The 19,975-nt window shown below is 67.1% G+C and carries 21 protein-coding genes; 2 read left to right on the forward strand and 19 right to left on the reverse strand.

The genetic code is table 11. The annotated features are described in order from the left end of the window. Positions 1–9: 9 nt before the first annotated feature. The 15 genes from R2601_RS22065 to R2601_RS22135 form a co-directional block, all read right to left on the reverse strand. Positions 10–1,221 carry a DegT/DnrJ/EryC1/StrS family aminotransferase gene (locus tag R2601_RS22065; RefSeq protein WP_007802908.1) on the reverse strand — a complete coding sequence of 404 codons (1,212 nt, stop codon included), beginning with the start codon at positions 1,219–1,221 and terminating at the stop codon, positions 10–12. A gap of 120 nt (positions 1,222–1,341) precedes the next feature. After that, positions 1,342–2,643, reverse strand: a complete 1,302-nt coding sequence (locus R2601_RS22070; RefSeq protein ID WP_007802909.1) for an NAD(P)/FAD-dependent oxidoreductase — start codon at positions 2,641–2,643, stop codon at positions 1,342–1,344. A 90-nt stretch (positions 2,644–2,733) separates the two neighbouring features. Continuing rightward, on the reverse strand, positions 2,734–4,095 hold the full coding sequence (locus tag R2601_RS22075) for a glutamine synthetase family protein (RefSeq protein WP_007802912.1): 1,362 nt from the start codon (positions 4,093–4,095) through the stop codon (positions 2,734–2,736). Next, on the reverse strand, positions 4,092–4,772 hold the full coding sequence (locus R2601_RS22080) for a type 1 glutamine amidotransferase (protein WP_007802914.1): 681 nt from the start codon (positions 4,770–4,772) through the stop codon (positions 4,092–4,094). The genes R2601_RS22075 and R2601_RS22080 overlap by 4 nt, the downstream gene beginning before the upstream one ends. Before the next feature lie 62 nt (positions 4,773–4,834). Then, entirely contained in the window at positions 4,835–6,178 is a 1,344-nt protein-coding gene (locus R2601_RS22085; protein ID WP_007802916.1) for a glutamine synthetase family protein, read from the reverse strand. Between the two features lie 109 nt (positions 6,179–6,287). After that, positions 6,288–6,704 (reverse strand): hypothetical protein, encoded by a 417-nt coding sequence (locus R2601_RS22090; RefSeq protein ID WP_007802918.1) that lies wholly within the window; start codon positions 6,702–6,704, stop codon positions 6,288–6,290. Positions 6,705–6,813: 109 nt separating this feature from the next. Continuing rightward, positions 6,814–7,620 carry an ABC transporter permease gene (locus R2601_RS22095; RefSeq protein ID WP_007802919.1) on the reverse strand — a complete coding sequence of 269 codons (807 nt, stop codon included), beginning with the start codon at positions 7,618–7,620 and terminating at the stop codon, positions 6,814–6,816. A 112-nt stretch (positions 7,621–7,732) separates the two neighbouring features. Beyond that, complete coding sequence (locus tag R2601_RS22100) at positions 7,733–8,614, reverse strand: ABC transporter permease (RefSeq protein WP_007802921.1); 882 nt, start codon at positions 8,612–8,614, stop codon at positions 7,733–7,735. A gap of 101 nt (positions 8,615–8,715) precedes the next feature. Further along, positions 8,716–9,438, reverse strand: coding sequence for a transporter substrate-binding domain-containing protein (locus R2601_RS22105; RefSeq protein ID WP_007802923.1), 723 nt, complete (start codon positions 9,436–9,438; stop codon positions 8,716–8,718). Positions 9,439–9,477: 39 nt separating this feature from the next. Next, a complete protein-coding gene (locus tag R2601_RS22110; RefSeq protein ID WP_007802924.1) occupies positions 9,478–10,254 on the reverse strand; it encodes an ABC transporter ATP-binding protein in 777 nt (258 codons plus the stop codon). 191 nt (positions 10,255–10,445) lie between these two features. Beyond that, complete coding sequence (locus R2601_RS22115; RefSeq protein WP_007802925.1) at positions 10,446–10,886, reverse strand: tellurite resistance TerB family protein; 441 nt, start codon at positions 10,884–10,886, stop codon at positions 10,446–10,448. A gap of 67 nt (positions 10,887–10,953) precedes the next feature. Further along, the gene (locus R2601_RS22120; RefSeq protein WP_007802926.1) at positions 10,954–11,397 is read right to left on the reverse strand and encodes a tellurite resistance TerB family protein; all 444 of its coding nucleotides are present in this window, start codon (positions 11,395–11,397) and stop codon (positions 10,954–10,956) included. A 63-nt stretch (positions 11,398–11,460) separates the two neighbouring features. After that, positions 11,461–11,883 (reverse strand): TerB family tellurite resistance protein, encoded by a 423-nt coding sequence (locus R2601_RS22125; protein WP_007802927.1) that lies wholly within the window; start codon positions 11,881–11,883, stop codon positions 11,461–11,463. 205 nt (positions 11,884–12,088) lie between these two features. Then, entirely contained in the window at positions 12,089–12,775 is a 687-nt protein-coding gene (locus R2601_RS22130) for a hypothetical protein (RefSeq protein WP_007802928.1), read from the reverse strand. Between the two features lie 33 nt (positions 12,776–12,808). After that, a complete protein-coding gene (locus tag R2601_RS22135; protein ID WP_007802929.1) occupies positions 12,809–13,594 on the reverse strand; it encodes a 23S rRNA (adenine(2030)-N(6))-methyltransferase RlmJ in 786 nt (261 codons plus the stop codon). 282 nt (positions 13,595–13,876) lie between these two features. Between R2601_RS22135 and R2601_RS22140 the strand changes: the two genes are divergently transcribed. Continuing rightward, positions 13,877–14,524, forward strand: a complete 648-nt coding sequence (locus R2601_RS22140; RefSeq protein WP_007802930.1) for an aspartate/glutamate racemase family protein — start codon at positions 13,877–13,879, stop codon at positions 14,522–14,524. A gap of 17 nt (positions 14,525–14,541) precedes the next feature. Here the strand turns inward: R2601_RS22140 and R2601_RS27615 are convergent, their stop codons facing one another. Then, positions 14,542–15,732, reverse strand: coding sequence for an aspartate/glutamate racemase family protein (locus R2601_RS27615; protein ID WP_007802931.1), 1,191 nt, complete (start codon positions 15,730–15,732; stop codon positions 14,542–14,544). Between R2601_RS27615 and R2601_RS22155 the strand changes: the two genes are divergently transcribed. Next, positions 15,677–16,060, forward strand: a complete 384-nt coding sequence (locus R2601_RS22155) for an amidohydrolase family protein (protein ID WP_254656097.1) — start codon at positions 15,677–15,679, stop codon at positions 16,058–16,060. The two genes, R2601_RS27615 and R2601_RS22155, sit on opposite strands and share 56 nt — an antisense overlap. 4 nt (positions 16,061–16,064) lie before the next feature. Here R2601_RS22155 and R2601_RS22160 read toward each other — a convergent pair whose 3' ends face one another. The 3 genes from R2601_RS22160 to R2601_RS22170 form a co-directional block, all read right to left on the reverse strand. After that, positions 16,065–16,733 (reverse strand): GntR family transcriptional regulator, encoded by a 669-nt coding sequence (locus tag R2601_RS22160; protein ID WP_007802933.1) that lies wholly within the window; start codon positions 16,731–16,733, stop codon positions 16,065–16,067. 138 nt (positions 16,734–16,871) lie between these two features. After that, on the reverse strand, positions 16,872–18,200 hold the full coding sequence (locus R2601_RS22165) for a Y-family DNA polymerase (RefSeq protein WP_050768483.1): 1,329 nt from the start codon (positions 18,198–18,200) through the stop codon (positions 16,872–16,874). Between the two features lie 141 nt (positions 18,201–18,341). Beyond that, complete coding sequence (locus R2601_RS22170) at positions 18,342–19,739, reverse strand: NAD-dependent succinate-semialdehyde dehydrogenase (protein WP_007802936.1); 1,398 nt, start codon at positions 19,737–19,739, stop codon at positions 18,342–18,344. Positions 19,740–19,975 lie beyond the last annotated feature (236 nt).

Raw genomic sequence — 19,975 nt, forward strand, 5'->3', positions numbered from 1 at the left:
TGATGGGTCTCAGGTGCCGTAGGCGCGGGTCTCGCCCATCACCGCCTCGGCGGCGTTGATCAGGATATCGGCCACGCCGGCACAATCCTCGAGCGTCAGACGCGCCGGCAGGCGGGTGTCGCAGGCGCGCTCGAGCATGGCGCGGGTCTGCGGCAGCTCGGGGATCTCGCGCAGGAACTGCCAATTCCAGAAGGCGCGGGCGTTGTCCGAGGACAGGCCGAAAACCTGCACCTTCACGCCCATCGCGGCGGCGGTTTCGGCAAAGGCGCGCATCTCCTCGCGATCCATGCCGACAAGGTTGAACTGCAGCGAATCCGGTGCGCGCTCCTCGCGCTCGAGCTTGGCCGGGACCTCGATCCACGGGCTCATCTCGATGCGTTCGGCGACGAAGTCGTGGTTGCGGCGGCCGTCTTCGACGCGGCGCGCCACATGCGGCAGCTGCGGCCGGATCACCGCCGCCGAGAGGTTCGACATACGCAGATTGTAGAGCGGCAGCTTGTTCTGCCAGCGCGCAAAGGCCTCTTCGAGGTCGGCCCGGTTGTCACCGCGCGCCATGTGCTTTTGCCAGTTGTGCTCGTAGGCACCCGACAGGATCACCGCCTGCGCCACCACATCGGCATCGTCGGTGATCAGGATGCCGCCCTCGCCGGCATTGACCAGCTTGTAGCTCTGGAACGAGAAGCAGCCGATCTTGCCGATGGTGCCGATGTTGCGCCCGCCCCAGATCGTGCCGAGGCTGTGCGCCGCGTCTTCCACCACCGGAATGCCGCGGGCGTCGCAGAGCGCCATGATCGCGTCCATGTCCGAGGTGTGGCCACGCATGTGGCTGATGATGACCGCCTGAACACCGCTGAGCTTGGCTTCGAAATCCGCCATGTCGATGCGGTAGTTGTCGCCGACCTCGCAGAGCACCGGCACGCAATCGGCATGGACGATGGCCGAGGGCACGGCGGCGAAGGTGAAGCCCGGGATCATCACGCGCGCGTCGCGCGGCAGGCCGAGCGCCTTCAGTGACAGGAACAGCGCCGCCGAGCAGCTCGACACCGCCAGCGCGTATTTGCTGCCCAGCATCGCGGCGAACTCGCGCTCGAGCAGCGCCACCGGCGCATCCTCGGGGGCGGTGTAGCGGAACAGGTCTCCGGATTGCAGAAGCCGGTCGATCTCGGCGCGCGCTTCCGCGGGGATCGGCTCTGCGTCGTGCATGTTGGGCAGGCTGCTCATATTTCAAAATCCTGAATGTCGTATTCTGGAAATCTTAAACATCAGTTCTGTGACAGCCAAGTGAAAACCGCCTCCGGAGGGAGCCGGTGCGGGGCAGAGCCGTTGCGAAAAGGTCGCGGTTCAGAGCCCGATGCGGTCGCGCAGCGCGAACCAGGTCATCGCGAGCGTGAGCAGCGGCGTGCGGAAGGCGGGCCCGCCGGGGAAGGGCGGGACGGGCAGGGCGGCCATGGCGTCGAAGCCCTGCGACTGGCCGCGCACCGCCTCGGCCAGCAGCCGCCCGGCATGGACGGCGGTGCCGACCCCGTGGCCGGAATAGCCCGAGGCGCTGAGCACGTTGGGCGCGAGCCGCGCGAGGAACGGCAGGCGCTTCATGGTGATCCCCAGCGTGCCGCCCCAGGCGTAATCGAGCCGTACGCCGGCGAGCTGCGGGAAGATCTCCAGCATCGGCTTGCGCACCTTGGCCTTGATGTCGGCGGGGAACTTGTAACCATAGCTCTCGCCGCCGCCGAACAGCAGGCGGCCGTCATGGCTGAGCCGGAAGTAGTTCACCACGTGGCGCGAGTCGGCCACCGCGATGTCGCGGGTCAGCACCTCGGCGGTGCGCGCCCCCAGCGGCTCGGTGGCGGCGATGAAATTGTTGATCGGCATCACCCGCCGCGCCACCCGGGGCTGAAGCTTGCCGAGATAGCCGTTGCCGGCATAGATCACGTGATCGGCGCGCACCGATCCGCGCTCGCAGGTCACGACGCAGTCGGCACCTTCCTGCACCTCCGTCACGAAGCTCTGCTCGAAGATCCGCGCCCCGGCGCCCACCGCCGCCTTGGCCAGCCCCTGCGAGAAGCGGAGCGGATGTAGATGCGCCGCCCCCATGTCGACCACGCCGCCGCAATAATCCGGCGAGGGGCAGATGGCGCGGAAGCTCTCGGCATCGTGGCGCTCGATCTCGTAGCCATATTGCGCGCCCATGTGCTCGGCGTACTCGTGCAGATGCTGCACCTCGCCGGGGCGCGAGCCGCACCAGGCGACGCCGTCGCGCAGGTGGCAGTCGATGTCGTGCTTCGCGATCAGGTCGCGCACGAGATCCTTGGCCTCCTCGCCCAGATCCCAGTACTTGCGCGCGTCCTCGCGCCCGAGCATCTCCTCGAGCGTCAACTGGTCCTGCCGCTGGCCCGAGCCCAGCTGGCCGCCATTGCGCCCCGAGGCGCCGAACCCCACCCGATGCGCCTCGAGCAGCACCACGTCGAGCCCGGCCTCGGCCATGTGCAGCGCCGCCGAGAGCCCGGTGAATCCCGCCCCGATGATGCAGACATCGGCCCGCGCCTCGCCCTCGAGAACCGGGAAGGCCCCGAGATCGGTCGCGGTGGCCGCATACCAGCTCTCCGGGTAGTGCCCGCGTCGGTCATTGGAAAACAGCAGGTCCACAACCCAGCCCTTCTCTTCGTCAAAAATACTCCGGGGTGAATTGGCCGAAGGCCAAGAGGGGCAGCGCCCCTTCCGCCCCCGGCAGAGCGCTCACACGTTGAGCAGCAGGTGCTCGCGCTCCCACGGGCTGATCACCGACAGGAATTCCTCGTATTCCGCCCGCTTCACGATCGAGTAGACCCGCGCGAAATCCTTGCCCATCACCTCGTGCAGCGCCTCGGCCTCGTCCCAGAGCTCCAGCGCCGAGCCCAGAACGCGCGGGATGTCTCCCTCGCCCTCGTAGGCGTCACCGCGGAACTGCTTCGACGGGCGGCGTTCTTCCATCAGCCCGAGATAGCCGCAGGCCAGCGAGGCCGCGATGCCGAGATAGGGGTTGCAATCCATCCCCGCGAGCCGGTTCTCGACCCGTCGGCTCTCAGATCCCGAGAGCGGGATGCGGATGCCGGTGGTGCGGTTGTCGCGGCCCCATTCGAGGTTGATCGGCGCGGCGTGGTCGCGCACGTATCGGCGATACGAATTGACATAGGGCGCCATCACCGCCACCGCCGCCGGGAGGTAGGTCTGCAGCCCGCCGATGAAGTGGTAGAACGCGTCGGTCTCGCCGCCCTGAGGTCCGGAGAAGATGTTGCGCCCGGTCTCGCGATCCATCACCGAGTGGTGGATATGCATCGCCGAGCCCGGCTCGTTGGCGATCGGCTTGGCCATGAAGGTGGCGAAGCAGTCATGCCGCAGCGCCGCCTCGCGGATCAGCCGCTTGAAGTAGAACACTTCGTCGGCCAGCTTCACCGGATCGCCGTGCAGCAGGTTGATCTCGAGCTGGCCGGCGCCGCCTTCCTGGGTGATGCCGTCGATCTCGAAGCCCTGCGCCTCGGCGAAATCGTAGATGTCGTCGATCACCGGGCCGAACTCGTCCACCGCGGTCATCGAATAGGCCTGACGCGCCGCCGCGGGGCGGCCCGAGCGGCCCATCATCGGTTCGATATCCTTGGCCGGGTCGAGGTTGCGGGCGACGATGAAGAACTCCATCTCCGGCGCCACGATCGGCTCCCAGCCCTGATCTTCGTAGAGCTTGACCACGCGCTTGAGCACGTTGCGCGGCGCGTATTCGATCGGATCGCCGTGCCGGTCGAAGGCGTCATGGATCACCTGCAGCGTCCAGTCCCCGGTCCAGGGCGCGGCGCTGGCGGTGGTCATGTCAGGCTTGAGGATCATGTCGCGCTCGATGAATCCCTCTTCGCCGGCGGCCTCGCCCCATTCGCCGGTGATGGTCTGGAAGAAGATCGAGTCGGGCAGGTGGAAATACGCCTGCCGGGCGAATTTCGATGCCGGCACGGCCTTGCCGCGGGCGATGCCCGGCAGATCGGAGATGATGCACTCGACTTCGTCGAGCCTGCGGCCCTCGAGATAGGCGGCGGCGGATTCCGGCAGGCTGGCGGTCCATTCGGTGCTCATAGCCGCTTCTCCTTGAAGAACCGCGCGAATTGGGCGCCCACGTCGCCGCTGTCGAGCGGCATCTCGAGCTTGGTCTTGGCGTCTTCGATGAGCTCGGCCGGCACCACGCCCGGGGCGCGGTGCTCGATGAGGCTGTCGACATAGTTGCGGCGGAATTCAGGGTGCGGCTGCACCGTGTAGGCGTGGCCGGGATAGAGGATCGCGGCGTTGCGGCACTTTTCCGACGAGGCCACCACCTCGGCCCCGGGCGGCAGCTCGGTGACCTGATCCTGGTGCCAAGCGTTCACCAGCCGGGTGCTGTCGGGATACTTGTAGAGCGTGGGTCCGATGACCCAGCCCTTGTCGGATTTCTCGACCTTGCCGCCAAGCGCCTGCGCGATGACCTGATGGCCGAAGCAGACCCCGATCAGCGGCTTGCCGGCGGCGTGGATCGCGCGGATCAGCTCTTCGAGCGGTGCCATCCACGGGTGATCCTCGTAGGCGCCGTGGCGCGAGCCGGTGATCAGCCAGCCATCGGCAGCGTCAGGCCCGTCGGGGAAGTCGCCGTTGACCACTTTCCAGGTCTCGAACTCGAAGCCATGCCCGTCGAGCAGGGCGTGGAATTGCGTGTCGTAATCCCCGACCTCTTCGAGGATCACGTCCGGGACGAGCCCGGGTTGCAGAATGCCGATTTTCATGAAGCACCGATATCGTTGATGGCCGGAGGGTAGTCCTGCCGCCCTTGGGCGGCAAGAGGGCCTCAGACGGTGTCGAGATAGATTTCCACCTGCTCCTGGGGCGAGAGCTCGGACATGAAATGCAGCTCCTGCCGCTTGGTCAGCAGCAGGTTGCGGATCAGCCCCTCGGGCAGGATGCGCGGCATCACCTCGCTGGCCTCGAACGCGTCCATGGCCTTTTCCCAGCTGCCCGGGATCAGCGGCAGGTCCTGCGCATAGGCGTTGCCGGTGATCGGTGCCGGCGGCTCGGTGCCGTCCTCGATGCCGTTCAGCGCTGCGCCCAGCAGGGTGGCCAGCAGCAGGTAGGGGTTCACGTCGCCGCCCGCCACGCGGTGCTCGATGCGGCGGCCCTTGGGGCTGCCGCCGGGGATGCGGATGGCCGAGGTGCGGTTCTCGTAGGCCCACGAGATGCCGCAGGGCGCGTGGTTCTCGGGCACCAGCCGGTCGTAGCTGTTGCCGTGCGGGGCGAAGATCAGCGTGCTGTCATGCATCGCATCCATCAGCCCGCCCACCGCATGGCGCATCTTGTCGGTGCCCTTGGGGCCGCCATCGTCGAAGATGTTGTTGCCGTCCTCGTCGAGCACCGAGAAATGCACGTGCATGCCGGAGCCCGGGTAATCCTCGTAGGGCTTCGCCATGAACGAGGCGGCAAAGCCGTGGCGCCGGGCGAGCCCGCGCACCAGCATCTTGAAGAACCACGCATCGTCGGCGGCGCGCAGCGCGTCGGGTTGGTGCATGAGGTTGAGCTCGAACTGCCCGAGCCCGGCCTCCGAGATCGCCGTGTCGGCGGGGATGTCCATGTCCTCGCAGGCGTCGTAGAGATCGGTGAAGAAGATGTCGAAGGCGTCGAGCGCCCGGATCGACATCACCTCCGCCGCCTTGCGGCGTTTCTGCGAGCGCGGTGACAGCGGCACCTGAAGCGACTTGCCGCTGTCGTCGATGAGGAAGAACTCGAGCTCGATCGCCACCACCGGCGTGAGGCCGAGCTTGCGGTAGCGCTTGAGCACCGCCGAGAGCGCGTGGCGCGGGTCGCCGTCGAAGGGCCGGCCGTCCTCGCGATACATCCAGATCGGCAAGAGCGCGGTGGGCGCCTCGAGCCACGGCATCGGCACAAAGCCGCGCTCGGTCGGATAGAGCACGCCGTCGCGGTCGCCGGTCTCGAAGACGAGGGGGCTTTCGTCGATATCCTCGCCCCAGATGTCGAGATTGAGCACCGAGAGCGGGAAGCGGGTGCCGTCCTCGACCACCTTGTCGGCGAAGCGCGCGGGCACACGCTTGCCGCGTGGTTGTCCGTTGAGGTCGCTTGCAGCCACACGGATGGTGCGGACCTGCGGGTTCTTGCGCAGCCAGCTTTTGGGGTCGTTCATGGGTCACCGTAGAATTTGATCAAATTCTGGATAACGTGCCGCGCGGGGGGCTGGCAAGGAAAATTCCGGCGTTGTGGCGTCGCGCGGGGGGCGGGTTCCGGAAAGCTGCTCAGCGGATCGCCACAGGCAGCAGAAAGCCCACCGTCTTCCCGGCATCGCGGTCATTGCCCATCAGGTAGACCCGAAGGGTGTAATCGCCACTCTCGGGCAGCACGACGCTGGCCTTGCGGCCTTCCCTCTGGCCTAGGAAGATTGCCTCGTAGGTGGCGCCTGGCGGCATGATGTTGAAATAGATCGTGCCGTCGCCATTGGTGCCGTCGACTGCGATGCTCGCCTCGAGCGTCTGGCCCGCCGAGGCGCCGAGCGCGTAGTCGATGACCTCCTGGCCGGTGATGGTGCCGCTGATCGTGGCGCTCGACGCGCCTGGCTCGAACGCGACGCGCGACTGTTGCTGCGCGGCGGCCGGCTCGGCGCTGAACTCGGCGGCGATGGCGAGGAAGATGGCTGTGGTGATACGTGTCGGCATGGCTGCCTCCCTCCGGTCCCGGATGCGGAGCGCCGCGCCTGTGCGGGCGCCGCCCGCAGCCCCATCCTGCACCGGGCAGGCGGATCGGCAAAGCCTTTTTGACCGGACCTCAGCGCAGCAGGTTGGGCCGGTATCTGACCTTTGAGCGGCGGGCCTGCGGCAGGTGCCGGTTGAGCCGCCGGTTGATCGCCCCGAACAGCCAGATGATCAGCAGCGTCAGCACGATGAAATAGCCGGCGAGGATCGGGTAGGCCACGAAGGGGTTGAAGGTCTTGTCGGCGAAGTAGTTGGCATAATAAAGCGCGTCGCCGCGCTGCTGCCAGGCCGGGAAACCAGAGAAGAACACCAGCGTGGTGGCGTGGAACAGGAAGATCGCCTCGTTGGTATAGGCGGGCCAGGCCAGCCGCAGCATTGTCGGCCAGACGATGCGGCGGAATCGCGGCCAGCCCGAGAAGCCGTAGGCGTCGGCGGCCTCGACATCGCCCTTGGGCACAGAGAGCAGCGCGCCGTAGAAGATCTCGCCACTATAGGCGGCGGTGTTGAAGAACAACACCACCAGCGCGCCGAGCCACGCCGAGGAGAAGGGCGCGAAGATCGGCGAGACGGACTTCAGACTCAGGAACAGGAAATAGGCAAAGAAGAACTGGATGAAGAGCGGAGAGCCGCGGAACAGGAAGATGAACCATTCCGAGAGCTTGCGCGGCAGCCAGCGGGGCGAGGCCTTGCCGACCGCCAGCGCGGTGGCGAGGAAGAACCCCGAGACCAGCGCCACGATGCCGAAATAGACGTTCCAGATCATCCCCGAGCCGATCAGCACCGCCTGCTTGCACAGGGTGAAATCGTCCCGCGGCAGCAGCCGCTCGCCGATCCCCAGCGAGCGCAGCCCGTAATCGGCCACCACGTCCCAGCAGCTCATGCCCGGCCTCCCTTGCCAAAGGCCCGCATCTTCTTCTGGCCAAAAATATCCCGGGGGAGTCCGTGCTTGCACGGGCGGGGGCAGAGCCCCCAAACAGCGCTCCTCACACTCATCACGCTGCCTTTCTCTGGGCCTCGCCACCCACGGTGGCCTGGCCATGGGTCAGCCGCGTCATCAGCTTCGCCAGCGCGATCTCAGAGACCCGGGTGAACAGTAGGTAGAACACCAGCAGCCCGAGGAAGTACCACACCCGCCAGTCCGCATGCGGGTAGTCCGAGAACCGCGCCGTCTTGGCGCCGCCCAGTTCGCGGGCCCAGTAGACGATGTCCTCGACGCCCAGCAGGAACAGCAGCGGCGTGGCCTTGATCAGCACCATCCAGAGGTTCGACAGCCCGGGCAGGGCATAGACCCACATCTGCGGTATCAGGACGCGCCAGAAGGTCTGGCGGTGCGTCATGCCATAGGCCTCTGCGGTCTCGAGCTGGGCATGAGGCACCGCGCGCATGGCGCCGTAGAGCACGTTGGCGGCGAAGGCCCCGAACACGATCGAGAAGGTCAGTACCGCCAGCGAGAAGCCGTAGACCTCGTGCCAGATCTGTGGCGCGGTCGAGAGCGGCAGCTTGGCGGCGTCGCAGACGATGAAATCCGAGCCCTGCCGGATCGGATCGGTCCAGTCGGGGCATTTCACCTTGTGCCGCAGGTACTCGAAGCCTTGGTCGAGCGCGATCACGAAGAACAGGAAGAACACGATGTCCGGCACGCCGCGCACCATGGCGATGTAGAGCTTGCCCAGCCAGCTCAGCGGCGCAAAGCGCGCACGGGCCGCGGCGGCGCCGGCGAAGCCGAAGCCGAGCGCCACCGGCGCGGTGATCGCGAGCAGCAGCAGCACCGTCCCGAAGGAGGCGTAGAACAGCATCAGCTTGCCGGTGGTGAAGTAGCAGGCAAACCAGGCCGGGGTCGACAGGACCGAGGGGTCGGTGCAGAAGGAAAACATGCGGGTCCGGGGCTGGGGCGCCGCGACAGCGCGGCGCAGGGCGGCGGAACGGAGGTCGGAGACGCGAGCGGGCCCGCGCCTCCGGTGTCAGGTCGGGACGATCAGTAGGTGTCGGTGCCTTCGCCGAACCACTTGATCAGCAACTCGTTGAGCGAGCCGTCTTCCTTCATCGAGGTGATCGCGGTGTCGAAGGTGTCCTTCAGCTCGCCGTCGCTTTCGCGGATGCCCATGCCGGTGCCGCGGCCGAGGGTGACGGTCTCGCCCACGAACATCAGCTCGCCGGCGGATTCCTCGACGATCGGCGTCAGGTAGTCGGTGTCGAAGAACACCGCGTCGGCTTCGCCGTTGCGCAGGGCCGAGATGATCTCGTCGGCGGTGGCATACTCGAGCAGCGTCGCGCCGCTTTCCGAGATGTAGCCCGACTGCAGGGTCGAGGTCTGCGCCGCGACCACGCCGTCAAGCGGGGCGTCCTCGCTCAGCGCCACGTAGGACGAGGTCGCCGGCGGGATGTAGTCCTGGGTGAAGTCGATCACCTCTTCGCGCTCGTCGTTGATCGACATGCCGGCGATGATGGTGTCGTAGTTGCCCGAAACGAGGTTGGGGATGATCGAGTCCCACTCGTTGGTGACCCACTCGCAGGTCAGCTCGGCGCGGGCGCAAAGCTCGTCGCCGAGATCGCGTTCGAAGCCGTCGACCTCGCCGTCATCGTTGATGAAGTTGTACGGAGGGTAGGCGCCCTCGGTGCCCATGCGCACGACGTCTTGCGCCAGAGCCATCGAGGCGGTCATGGCAAGTGCGGCGGTGCCGAGAAGGATGTTCTTCATAAGTTAGCTCCCTTGGTTGGTCTCTTTGGACCCCGCCGGTCAGGCGTGGGTCGTGGATTTCAGGAATCCGCGCAGGCGCTCGGACTTGGGGGCGCCGAACAGCGTCTCCGGCGGGCCCTGTTCCTCGATCAGGCCCTGATGCAGGAACACCACGTGATCGCTCACGTCATGGGCCATCTTCATGTCATGGGTGACGATGATCATCGTGCGGCCCTCGCCGGCGAGGTCCTTGATGACCTTGACCACCTCCTGTTCGAGCTCCGGGTCGAGTGCCGAGGTCGGCTCGTCGAAGAGCAGCGCTTCGGGTTCCATGCAGAGCGCCCGCGCGATTGCTGCGCGCTGCTGCTGGCCGCCCGAGAGCTGCGCCGGGTAAACATCGCACTTGTCGCCGATGCCGACCTTCTCGAGATAGCCGCGGGCGGCCTTTTCGACCGAGCCGCGGTCGCGCGCCAGCACGGTGACGGGGGCCTCCATGACGTTTTGCAGGATCGTCATGTGGGCCCAGAGATTGAATTGCTGGAACACCATCGACAGGTTCGTCCGGATGCGCAGCACCTGTTTGGGATCTGCGGGGCGACGGTGATGGCTCTCGCCCTTCCAGACCACGGGCTCGCCCTTGAACAGGATCTCGCCCTGCTGGCTGTCCTCGAGCAGGTTGCAGCAGCGCAGCAGCGTCGACTTGCCCGAGCCCGACGACCCGATCAGCGACACCACGTCGCCGCGATGGGCGGTCACGTCCACGCCCTTGAGCACCTCGAGGCTGCCATAGGCCTTGTGCAGGTTGCGGATCTCGATGACGGGCGTTGGATTTGGCAAGCCTGACCTCTGGCGGCGGTTTCGATCAGGGGGGAGGATGGGCGCAAACAGCCGCAGTTTGCAATGCGCAAAACGCGACCAAAGGCAGGGTTATCGCCGCGTCAATCGGCAAATGCCTCGTTTCGAGGCGCCGGTCTGCGCAAGGGCTGCGCCGCCCAATGGCTCTTAGGGTTGAGGTAAGTGGGCGCCGCTCAGCTTCCGCGTTCAACCCGCTGCCGGGCGAGGGCGGAATCGCGGTCGTTGATGCCAAGAAGGTTTGACACCAGCCGCAGCAGCGCATCCTCCTCGGCGTCGCGCACCCCGTCGGCAAGCACCACCTGCCAGAGCGCCTCGATCACGCCGATGCGGTGATCGTAATCGACCGCATCCTTGATGGCGCGGGTGAAACGCACCGTGTCGGGCGCTTCGGCCTCGAGCTGCTCGCCCTCGCTGCGCAGCTTGGCGGCCTCGAAGGGCGACAGGCCGTAACGCGCGACATTGATGCGGTCGATGCGCTGGCGCTCGCTCTCGTCATAGGTTTCGTCGGCGCGGGCGACACGCACCAGCAGCGCGGTCAGCGCCAGCCGCGCGTCGGCATCGGGAAGGGTTTGCGGGCCGGGCTCGACGAGCCGCTTGAGGAAATCTGCGAACATGGGCATGGATATAGCGCCAGTCGGGCCCGCGGGAAAGAGACGCTCTCGCCCGCGTGAGCCGAGGCCGTCAGGGGATGACGGCGCTGGCGCGGGCCTCCTCTGAATCGGTGCGCTCGAGCCCGAGGTGATCCTCGATCAGCTCGACCAGCGCGGTCTCGTCGGCATCGCTGATGCCATCGATCTCGGCCAGCTTCCACATCGCCTCGACCGCGGCACGGCGGTGCTCGTAATCGACGCCGTCGCGGATGCGGGCTGCCATCTCCTCGATGCCGGGCATCTCGAAGGCCAGCCGCTCGCATTCCGCCCGCATCTTGGCCGCCTGCAGCGGTTTGAGATGATAGGCTTCGGCGAGAATGCGGTCGATCTGCTCGACTTCCTCGAAAAGATAGGTGTGATCGGCGATCGCCACCTTCACCAGCAGCGCGCCCATGGCATGGGCGGCGTCGAGCTCGTGCAGCGGCTTTGCCGGTGCTGCGCGGTGATGAAAGAACGATTTCAGTCGCTCGAACATTGGGGGTCTCCTGCGTGGTTCCGCCAGTGTGACAGCAGTGCAGGCGTGGCAACAGGGGATTCGTCAGCCCGCGCGCAAGGGCGCCGGGTTTGTTGCGGAATGAGCGCCAAGAAACAGCTTCGAGAGCGCCTCGAGCTGCGGGTTCTGCGAGGGGCCGACCGCCAGAAGCACCTGATGCAGGCTCAGGGCAAAGCGCTGCCGGTCGCTGAGGCCCACGGCGCGCTGCAGGATCTCGGCGAAGCTGGCGCAGTCCGGCGCCACCGCCTCGACCCGTTCGCAGGCCTCGCGCATCTCCGACGCCTCGCGCGCGGTCAGGTCGTAGCACAGCGCCAGAACCGCCTCGAAGGTGGCGGGCTCGGCGAACAGGCCGGCGTGGTCGGTGCGCGACGCTCGCAGGAGCAGCGCTCCCAGCGCCAGCGGCGCATCGCCGGGATCGAACGGCGCCGCAAAGGGCGATGCGAGCCAGAATCTCAGGTTGCGTCCCAAGCTGGCCGCTCCCGAGGCTTCGTATCGGTCGGTGCAGTCGGCAGGTGTTGCATCGCGATCCTTTCTCATGGCGCGCCGTCGTAAATTGGGGCACGAACGCGCACTCGGCAATGCTTGTGATGCGACAGGGACCGGCGCAACGGTCCGGGGTGGGCGGCAGCCTGCCGCGAGGGCAGCGGCGTGCCGCCGTATGAGCCTCCGGGTCTCATCCGCGTCGCGCCCGGTCCGGCAGGGGCCGCGCGCCCATGAGTTCGTGAAACTCGAAGCGCAGGTTGTCGATGCCGAGCCCCTCGGGATCGGCGTTCTCGACGGTGAAGCCGGCGATGTCGGGCAGGGCGCCACGGCGCAGCAGGGTCAGCGTGCCTGTATCGCGGTCGACCTGCTTGCGAAGGCTGTGGATCGGCGCGCCGGTGCGGTCGAAGAACACCAGCGTCACCGTGCCGCCCTCGCCGCCGCGGATGTCGAGCGCCAGTGCTGGCTGGTCACGGTCGAAAAGCGCCGCGATGGACCCTTCGCCCACCGCCCCGGCATCGGGGAAGCCGCGCGGCCCGTGGCCCTTGAGCACATTGTCACCCCAGAGGCTTATGGTGCCGAGATTGCTGCCATCCTCGCCCGCCAGCAGCGTCAGCGGCGGCAGAGGGCGTCCGACGAGATGATCGTGGCCGGTGTCGATCTCGAGTAACTGGCCGAGGAAGCGCTCGCCGAAGCGCACGCCCTTGCCGTCGACGACGCCCGACAGCGCCCGCCCGACGCCGTAGCCCGAGGGGAAGGTCTGGAAGTCGATCAGCCGGGTGAAATCGAGGCTGTCCGGCGGGACCTCGCAGATCGGGTCCTCGCAGGCGAGCGCCGGGGCGGCGCAGACAAGGCAGAAAAGGCGGGCAAGCCAGCGCATGGGGTGCAGGCTACACCCGTTCCGATATTCCGGTCAGCGTTTTTTCGCGCTTTGAAAGAGCCGGTCGAGCCGTTTTGCCTCCTCCTGCATCCCCCAGGTCGGGTTGATCACGAACATGCCCGAGCCGACCATGCGGTGGCCCTCGCGGATCGGCGGGAAGCGCAACTCGTGGCGCAGGGCCCCGGGATGGTCGCGCTCGAGCGCCGCCAGCATCGGCGCGTGCAGGTTCGAGGTCAGGATCGGATACCAGAGCGCGAGGATGCCGACGTTCCATTTCTTCGCCACCTTGGCGAGGAATTTCGGGATGCGCTCGTAATCCTGCTTCACCTCGTAGGAGGGATCGACCAGCAGCACGCCGCGGCGCGGCTCGGGCGGGCAGAGGCTCTGCGCCAGCTCGAACCCGTCCTGCTGGTGGATCGCCACGTTATGGGCGCCGAGCGCGCCAAGCAGGGCCGCGTGTTCCTGCGGGTGCAGCTCTGCAAGGTGCAGCCGGTCTTGATCGCGCAGCAGAGTGCGCGCGATCAGCGGCGAGCCGGGATAGGCGTTTGGCCCGTGGTCGGCGCGAATCCGGGCCAGCGCGCGGGCGTAGGGGTGGCTCTTGGGCAGTGCGGCGGCCAGCACGCCGATCCCCTGTTCCGCCTCGCCGGTCTTCACCGCCTCGGCGGCGGAGAGATCGTAGAGCCCGCGCCCGGCATGAGTCTCGATATAGCTGAGCGGCTTGTCCTTCTGGGTGAGGTAGTCGAGCATCCACGCCATCAGCGCGTGCTTCTGCACATCGGCAAGGTTTCCGGCGTGGTAAAGGTGCTGGTAGGACAGCATGGTCGTTCCTTGGTCGAGTGACGCCGCAGCGGGATCGTCACGTGCGTAAGGTCTGTCCGACGGCTCGCGTCGGGGGTTCGACCCGTCCATACGTGCTTTCGGCGCCACTGTCGCCCCGGCTCTTTGTTTGGCGTCATGGCGTTTGCAGGGCTGTCGCCGGGCACGGGTCTTGCTCCGGTCCGATATGGGCCCGTTTTCGTCGCCTCAAATGGCATTCCATATTTTCGAGAGGCTCGGTGTCGGGTATAAAATCGGCAACAGACCAGCGAGGTATGCCGGCCCGTGACCGTGCTCTTGATGAACCCCAATTCCTGCCGCGAGACGACGCAGACCATGTGCCGCATCGCCGGCGGCGTGCTGGGCGATGTGCCGTCTGGCTGGACCGCAGACGCGGGGCCCCTGCTCCTCACCAGCCCCGAGGCGCTGGACGCGGCGGCGGCTTGCGTTGCCACGGTGCGTGTCCCGGCTGATGCGCAAGCCGTCATCGTCGCGGCGTTCGGCGATCCGGGGGCGGGTGCGTTGCAGCGCCGGATCCCGGTGCCGGTGATCGGCATCGGTGCCGCGGCCGCCCGCGCCTGCGGGCGTGCCGGTGCGCGCTTCGCCGTCGCCACGACAACGCCGGCGCTTCGGGGGCGGATCGACTCTCTCATGGCTGCGGGTCGCGGCGGGTATCTCGGGTGTTTTCTGGCAGAAGGAGACCCGGTGGAGCTTATGGCCAGCGAAGACACGCTGGACCGGGGGCTTCTCGCCGCGGTCGAACGCGCCGCCTTGGCGGGGGCCGAGCGGGTGATCATCGGCGGCGGTCCGCTGGGGGCGGCCGCGGAGCGGCTGTCGCAGGTCAGCCCGGTGCGGCTGGTGAACCCGTTACGCGCCGCCGCCGAAGAGGTTCTGGGCCATCTGGCGGCAGCGCAGACAGCCCACATGGCGTGAGAGGCGGGACAGGCGGTCTACTGCGCCGTCTCCCGGGCGATGACATGCGTGAGCGCGGTCGAGAGGCCCACCGAGGCCTTGGCGATGGGCTTGCAGGCCCGGCCCTCGAAGCGCGCCTTGAGCGAACTCAGCGAACTCAGCGAACTCAGCGTGATCGCCTGCGCCACCGCGGCGGCGATCGGGTCGATGACGATCGCAGGGATCTCGGCGTCGATCTCGGGGGCGAGCCCGGCCAGAGGCGCGCCGCCAAGGATCACCACGTCGGCGCCATCCTCGGCGACGGCGCGCCGGGCCAGCGCGATGAGATCGCCGCGCATGTCCTGCGCGGCATTGGCGCCATTGCCACCATGGGCCTCGGGCGCGCGCACGCCGGTGAAGCGTGCGGCGAGCCCGGTATCGTGGACGCAGTCGGTGTACCAGCGTGTCATCACCGGCGAGAACGTCACGATGGAAAAGCGCTCTCCCAGCATCGCCGCGGGCATCACCGCCGCATCCGCCATGCCGACGATGGGCACGTCGAACAGTTCGCGCGCGCCGGCGAGGCTCGGATCTCCGAAGGCGGCGATCACCACCGCGTCGATGCCGTCGAGACTATCGGCGATCATCTCGAGCGCGATGCCTCCATGCGCTGCGGCCCAGCACGCCGCAATGTCGCGGCGCGGTGCGATCCAGACGTCCTCGTGCCGGGCGATGTGCGCGAGCACGTCCTCGAGCCCTGCGATGCGCCCCGGCCGGCCGATCAGCCGCAGGTGCAGGCCGATCGACATCATCCGCGCGGCGCGTGCACCCTCGGCGTAGAGCCGGTCGAAGGCGCCCGTCACGTAGGTGCTGAAATCCGCCGCCTGCACGAAGCCGCCGCCGGGCGAGAAGCGCATGTCGTTGGTGTCGAACGCATAAGGAAGGAGTACGTGATCGCCTGCCATCCGCGGGATGTCATCGTCGTAGACATCGCTGTCATAGAGAAAGTCGCCGCGGTCGAGCAGCAGGGATTTCAGTTCGACCGGCATGGTCTCGCGCAGCTTGCGGTCGAGCGCCGAGAACGGCTCGTCGAGCAGCAAAAGATCGGGGCCGACGACCAGCGCGCGGGCCACGGCGACGCGCAGCTGCTGGCCACCCGAGAGGGCGGCGATGGGACGATCCGCGAACTCGGTCATGCGCACCAGTGAGAGCGCCTCGGCCACTGGCGTGCCGGTGGCGGCCTTGGCCATGCCGCGCGCCCGCAACCCGAAGGCCACGTTCTCGGCCACCGTCGCCGGGGCGGAGGCGCTGAAGGGGCACGGTGCGGCCGGGCAACTGCGGGTCGGAGATCCCGCCGACCTGATCCTGCTGGATCCGCTGGCGCCGAACCTGCGCCCGGTCATCGACGGCTTCGGCGTGGTGGCGCATTCCGCCTCGGCGGGCAACGTCACCGATGTCATGGTGCAAGGGGCGTGGCTGATCCGCGACCGCAAGCCCACCCGGGTGAACGCCGCCGAGGTCGTGGCCGAGGCGCAGCGCGTTGCGGAGGGCCTCTGGGCCCGGGCCGAGGCGGGCTGAGCCGCTAGAGCAGGGCGGCGACGGTGGCGCCGGTGTGCAGCAGGTGCCTCCGCCAGATCCGTCCGGCGCCGTCCGCATCGCCGGCGCGCAGCGCCTGCATCGGCTCTTCGTGTTCCGCGACCGCTTCCTGGAGGCGCTCGGGCTTCATGATCGCGAGGAAGCGCCTGCGACGGGCGCGCGCCATCAGCTTGCGATGCGTCTCGGTGACGATGGGGTTGCCGCAGGCCCCGACGATCAGGTCATGAATCTCGGAATTGGTGTCGAAATAGTCCGAGTGGTTGCCGACCTTGTGATAGGTCAGCATCCGGTCGTGCATCTCTTCGAGCCGGTCGAGGGTCTCGGGGTCGATGCGCTCTGCCAGTCTCTCGGCGGCAAGACTCTCGAGCGAGGCGATCACGTCGAACAGGGCCAGCGCCTCCTCGGCGCCGTATTGCAGCACCTGCGCGCCCTTGTTGCGCGAAATGGTGATCAGCCCGTCCGCATCGATCAGCTTCAGCGCCTCGCGGACCGGTGTGCGCGACACTTCGAGCTCGGCCGAGATCTTGCGTTCGACGATCCGCGAGCCGGGCGGGTAGACCCCCTTGACGATGCGGTCGCGGAGGATGTCCGCGACCCATTGCGCGGTTGCCGTTGCGCTGTCCGGTCTGTGCGTAGGGGCCGTGTCTGCAACCATGTCCGATGCCTTTGCGGGCGATCCGCTGATATGGCATGCCATTCTGGTGCGGCGCCATAGGAAATCAAGCCCAAGCTGCCTCGCGGTCGGCCGCGCGTTGCTATGGCCGCGCATTCATCGGCGTGGAGGCGGGTCCGCTCAGTAGGACAGGAAGCGGGTTTCTTCATCCCGCGTCGGCGCGTCGCTGAAATCCGCCTCCTCGGGGATGCGGCCGAAGGCGATCTTTGCACCGACATAGCCACCGGGAATGTCGTCCTGCACCCCCAGCGACAGGGCCTTCGTGCCGTGCGAACGGCGCAGGCTGTCCATCAGGTCGCTGACCTTCTCCCATCTCTCGCGCGAAGCCGTGTCGCCTCCGTCCTCGAGTGCGCCGCCGAACAGGTCGCCGGTGATCTCGTCATCCGAGACCAGCCCGTGCAACGTCACGCTGACCGAGTGCGGCGCGAACCGAAGGGAATGGCGCGCCTCCGTCAGCGCCTTTGAAAGCGCACGGGTGAAACTGCGGTCGTCGCGCGCGGCGGGAAATGCCTCGCGCCACGTCCATTGCGCCGTCTCGGGGCCGCGCCCGCCACGGAAACCGAGGCTCAGCTCGGTCGCGCGAAGCTCGTCTCGGCGCAGTCGCCGCGCGGCGCTCAGCAGAAGCTGCCGGGCGCAGGCTTCGACCTGATCCGGGCTGCGCCCGTCGCGCGGCAGCACGCGGCCGTGGCCATACATGCTTTTCCTGATCTCGGGCCGCTCGGCATGGAAGCCGTGAAACTCGTTCCAGAAACGCTCGCCCTCGACATTGCCCCAGATCTTGCGCGCCTGCTTCGGCGCGAGGCGCCAGAGGCCGTCGATGTCCTGCACCCCCGAGGCGGCGAGCCGCGCGCCGATGCCCTTGGAGATGCCGGGCAAATCGCGGAGGTCGAGATGGGAAAGGCTGCGGGGCAAGCCCCGCGCCTCGATCAGCGCGAAGCCGTCGGGTTTGTTCATTTCGGCGCCAACCTTGGCAAGCAACTCGGTGGGAGCCATGCCGATGGAGCAGGTGAGCGCCGGGCTGAACGCCTCTTCCAACGCGGACTTGATGCGGTCGGACAAGGTCTTGCCCTGCGCCGCCTCGCCGGGTGAGAGATGGCAGACCACCTCGTCGATGGAGCGCACCTTGGCCACTGGCAGGATGGTGCCCACGACGTCGAGAATGCGTTTGTGCAGCCGGACATAGGCGTCGTGCCGCGCGATCACGAAGATCATGTCCGGGAGGATCCGGCGCGCCTCACGGACCGAACTGCCCGAGGCCACGCCGCGCGCCTTGGCCTCGCGGCTGACGGCAATGCAGGAGGTGTGCGGGGAATCGAGCGGCACGACCCCCAAGGGGCGGCCGCGCAGGTCGGCGTTGAAATGCTGCTCGGCGGAGGCGAAGAAGCTGTCGAAATCGAGATACAGGCGTTCCACCTTCGGCCCGTCTGCCCTCTCGTGAGTCCCACTCATGCCGCGCGCCCTTTCCTGCATACTTCAAGCGATATGTCGGGTCTGCGGGGCCGTCGTCAACGCCCCCGGGGCGTCGGCGCAGATCGGAAACAGAACGGGCGAAGCCGTGAAGCTCCGCCCGTCATGCTTGTTGCCTTCGGGTCAGCCCGGCAGGGTGATGGCCTTAGCGTTGATGAACTCGGTCATGCCGAAGCCGCCATGTTCGCGCCCGTAACCACTGTCCTTGACGCCGCCGAAGGGCATTTCCGGCGTCGCGAGGTTGAAGTGGTTGATGAACACCATGCCGGTGTCGAAATGCTGCTTCGCCAGTTCCAGCGCGCGGTCCTCATCCTTGCTGAAGATGCCGCCGCCAAGGCCGAAGCGGCTGTCATTGGCGATGCGCATGGCATCGTTGTCATCCTTGGCGCGGATCACCGACGCCACCGGGCCGAAAAGCTCTTCGTCATAAGCCGGCTGGCCGGGTTCCACTTCAGTCAGAACGGTGGCCGGATAGTAGTAGCCGGTGCCCTCGGGCATGGTCCCGCCCACGGCAATCTTCGCGCCCTTGGCGACGGATTTCTCGACCTGCTCGTGCAGTGTCTCGCGCAAGTCCTTGCGCGCCATCGGGCCAAGATCAGTGTCTTCCTTGGTAGGATCGCCGAGGCTCACTTCGCCCATCGCCTTGACGTAGCCGTCGACGAAGGCGTCATAGACCTTGTCTGCCACCACGAAGCGCTTGGCGTTCACGCAGGTCTGGCCATTGTTGTAGATCCGGCCCGCGACGCAGGTCTTCACGGCAAGATCGATATCGGCATCTTCCAGCACGAGGTAGGCGTCGTTGGAGCCAAGCTCCATCACCGTTTTCTTCAGGTGCTCGCCCGCCTTGGCGGCGATGATGCTGCCGGACTTGGCACTGCCGGTCATGGTCACGCCGCGCACCAGCTCGTGGGCGATCAGCTCATCGGACTGATCGTGATCGATCAGCATTACGGTGAAGAGGTTCTTCGGCAGGCCAGCCTCCTCGAAGATATCACGCAGCATGAGGCCCGAGCCGGTACAGATCTCGGCATGCTTCAGCAGCACACCGTTGCCGGCCATCAGGTTGGCGATGGCGTAGCGGACCGCCTGATAAGCGGGGAAGTTCCAGGGCTGAATGCCGTAGATCACGCCGATCGGCGACTTGCTGATAACGCCCTTGCGACCGTCCTGAAGTTCACGGGTTTCGTCCGCAAGGACCTCAGGACCGGCCCGTGCGGTCCAGTCGCAGATCGCGGAGCAAAGATCGATCTCGTCACGGCTGTCCTCCAGCCGCTTGCCCATCTCGCGGGTCATCAGGGCGGCAAACTCGTCCTTGCGCTCCTGCAGCTTCGCGCCGATGGCCTTCAGGACCTTGCCGCGCTCTTCATGCGACGTCATCCGCCAGTCGGAGAAGGCTGCGTGGCAGGCGTCGAGCGCTGCGTGCATCTCCTCGTCGCTCATCAGCGGGTAGGTGTCGATCACCTCTTCCGTGGCCGGATTGGTCGTGGTCATGGCGCGGTCGGGACTGTGGGTGTCCTTCATCTCGTGTCCTTTCCAAATCGGTATCTGCCACCCAACGTGCGCCAAAGGCCCGCGTTCCTTGACGGCGCTCACGAGCGCTTGATTGCAAGGTCATAGGGGGTCACCGCCCAGGAACAGTGACACTGCGCCCGCCGCGCGGACGACCACGCCCTCATGCCGAGGCTGGCGCAGTGGACGCTGGTCGATCCTGTCGGCCGGAACCTCCAAGCGAGCAAAAGCCTGTCGCCGCTCCCCGC

This window comes from Salipiger bermudensis HTCC2601 (assembly GCF_000153725.1).
In the GTDB taxonomy this organism is placed as follows: Bacteria; Pseudomonadota; Alphaproteobacteria; order Rhodobacterales; family Rhodobacteraceae; genus Salipiger; species Salipiger bermudensis.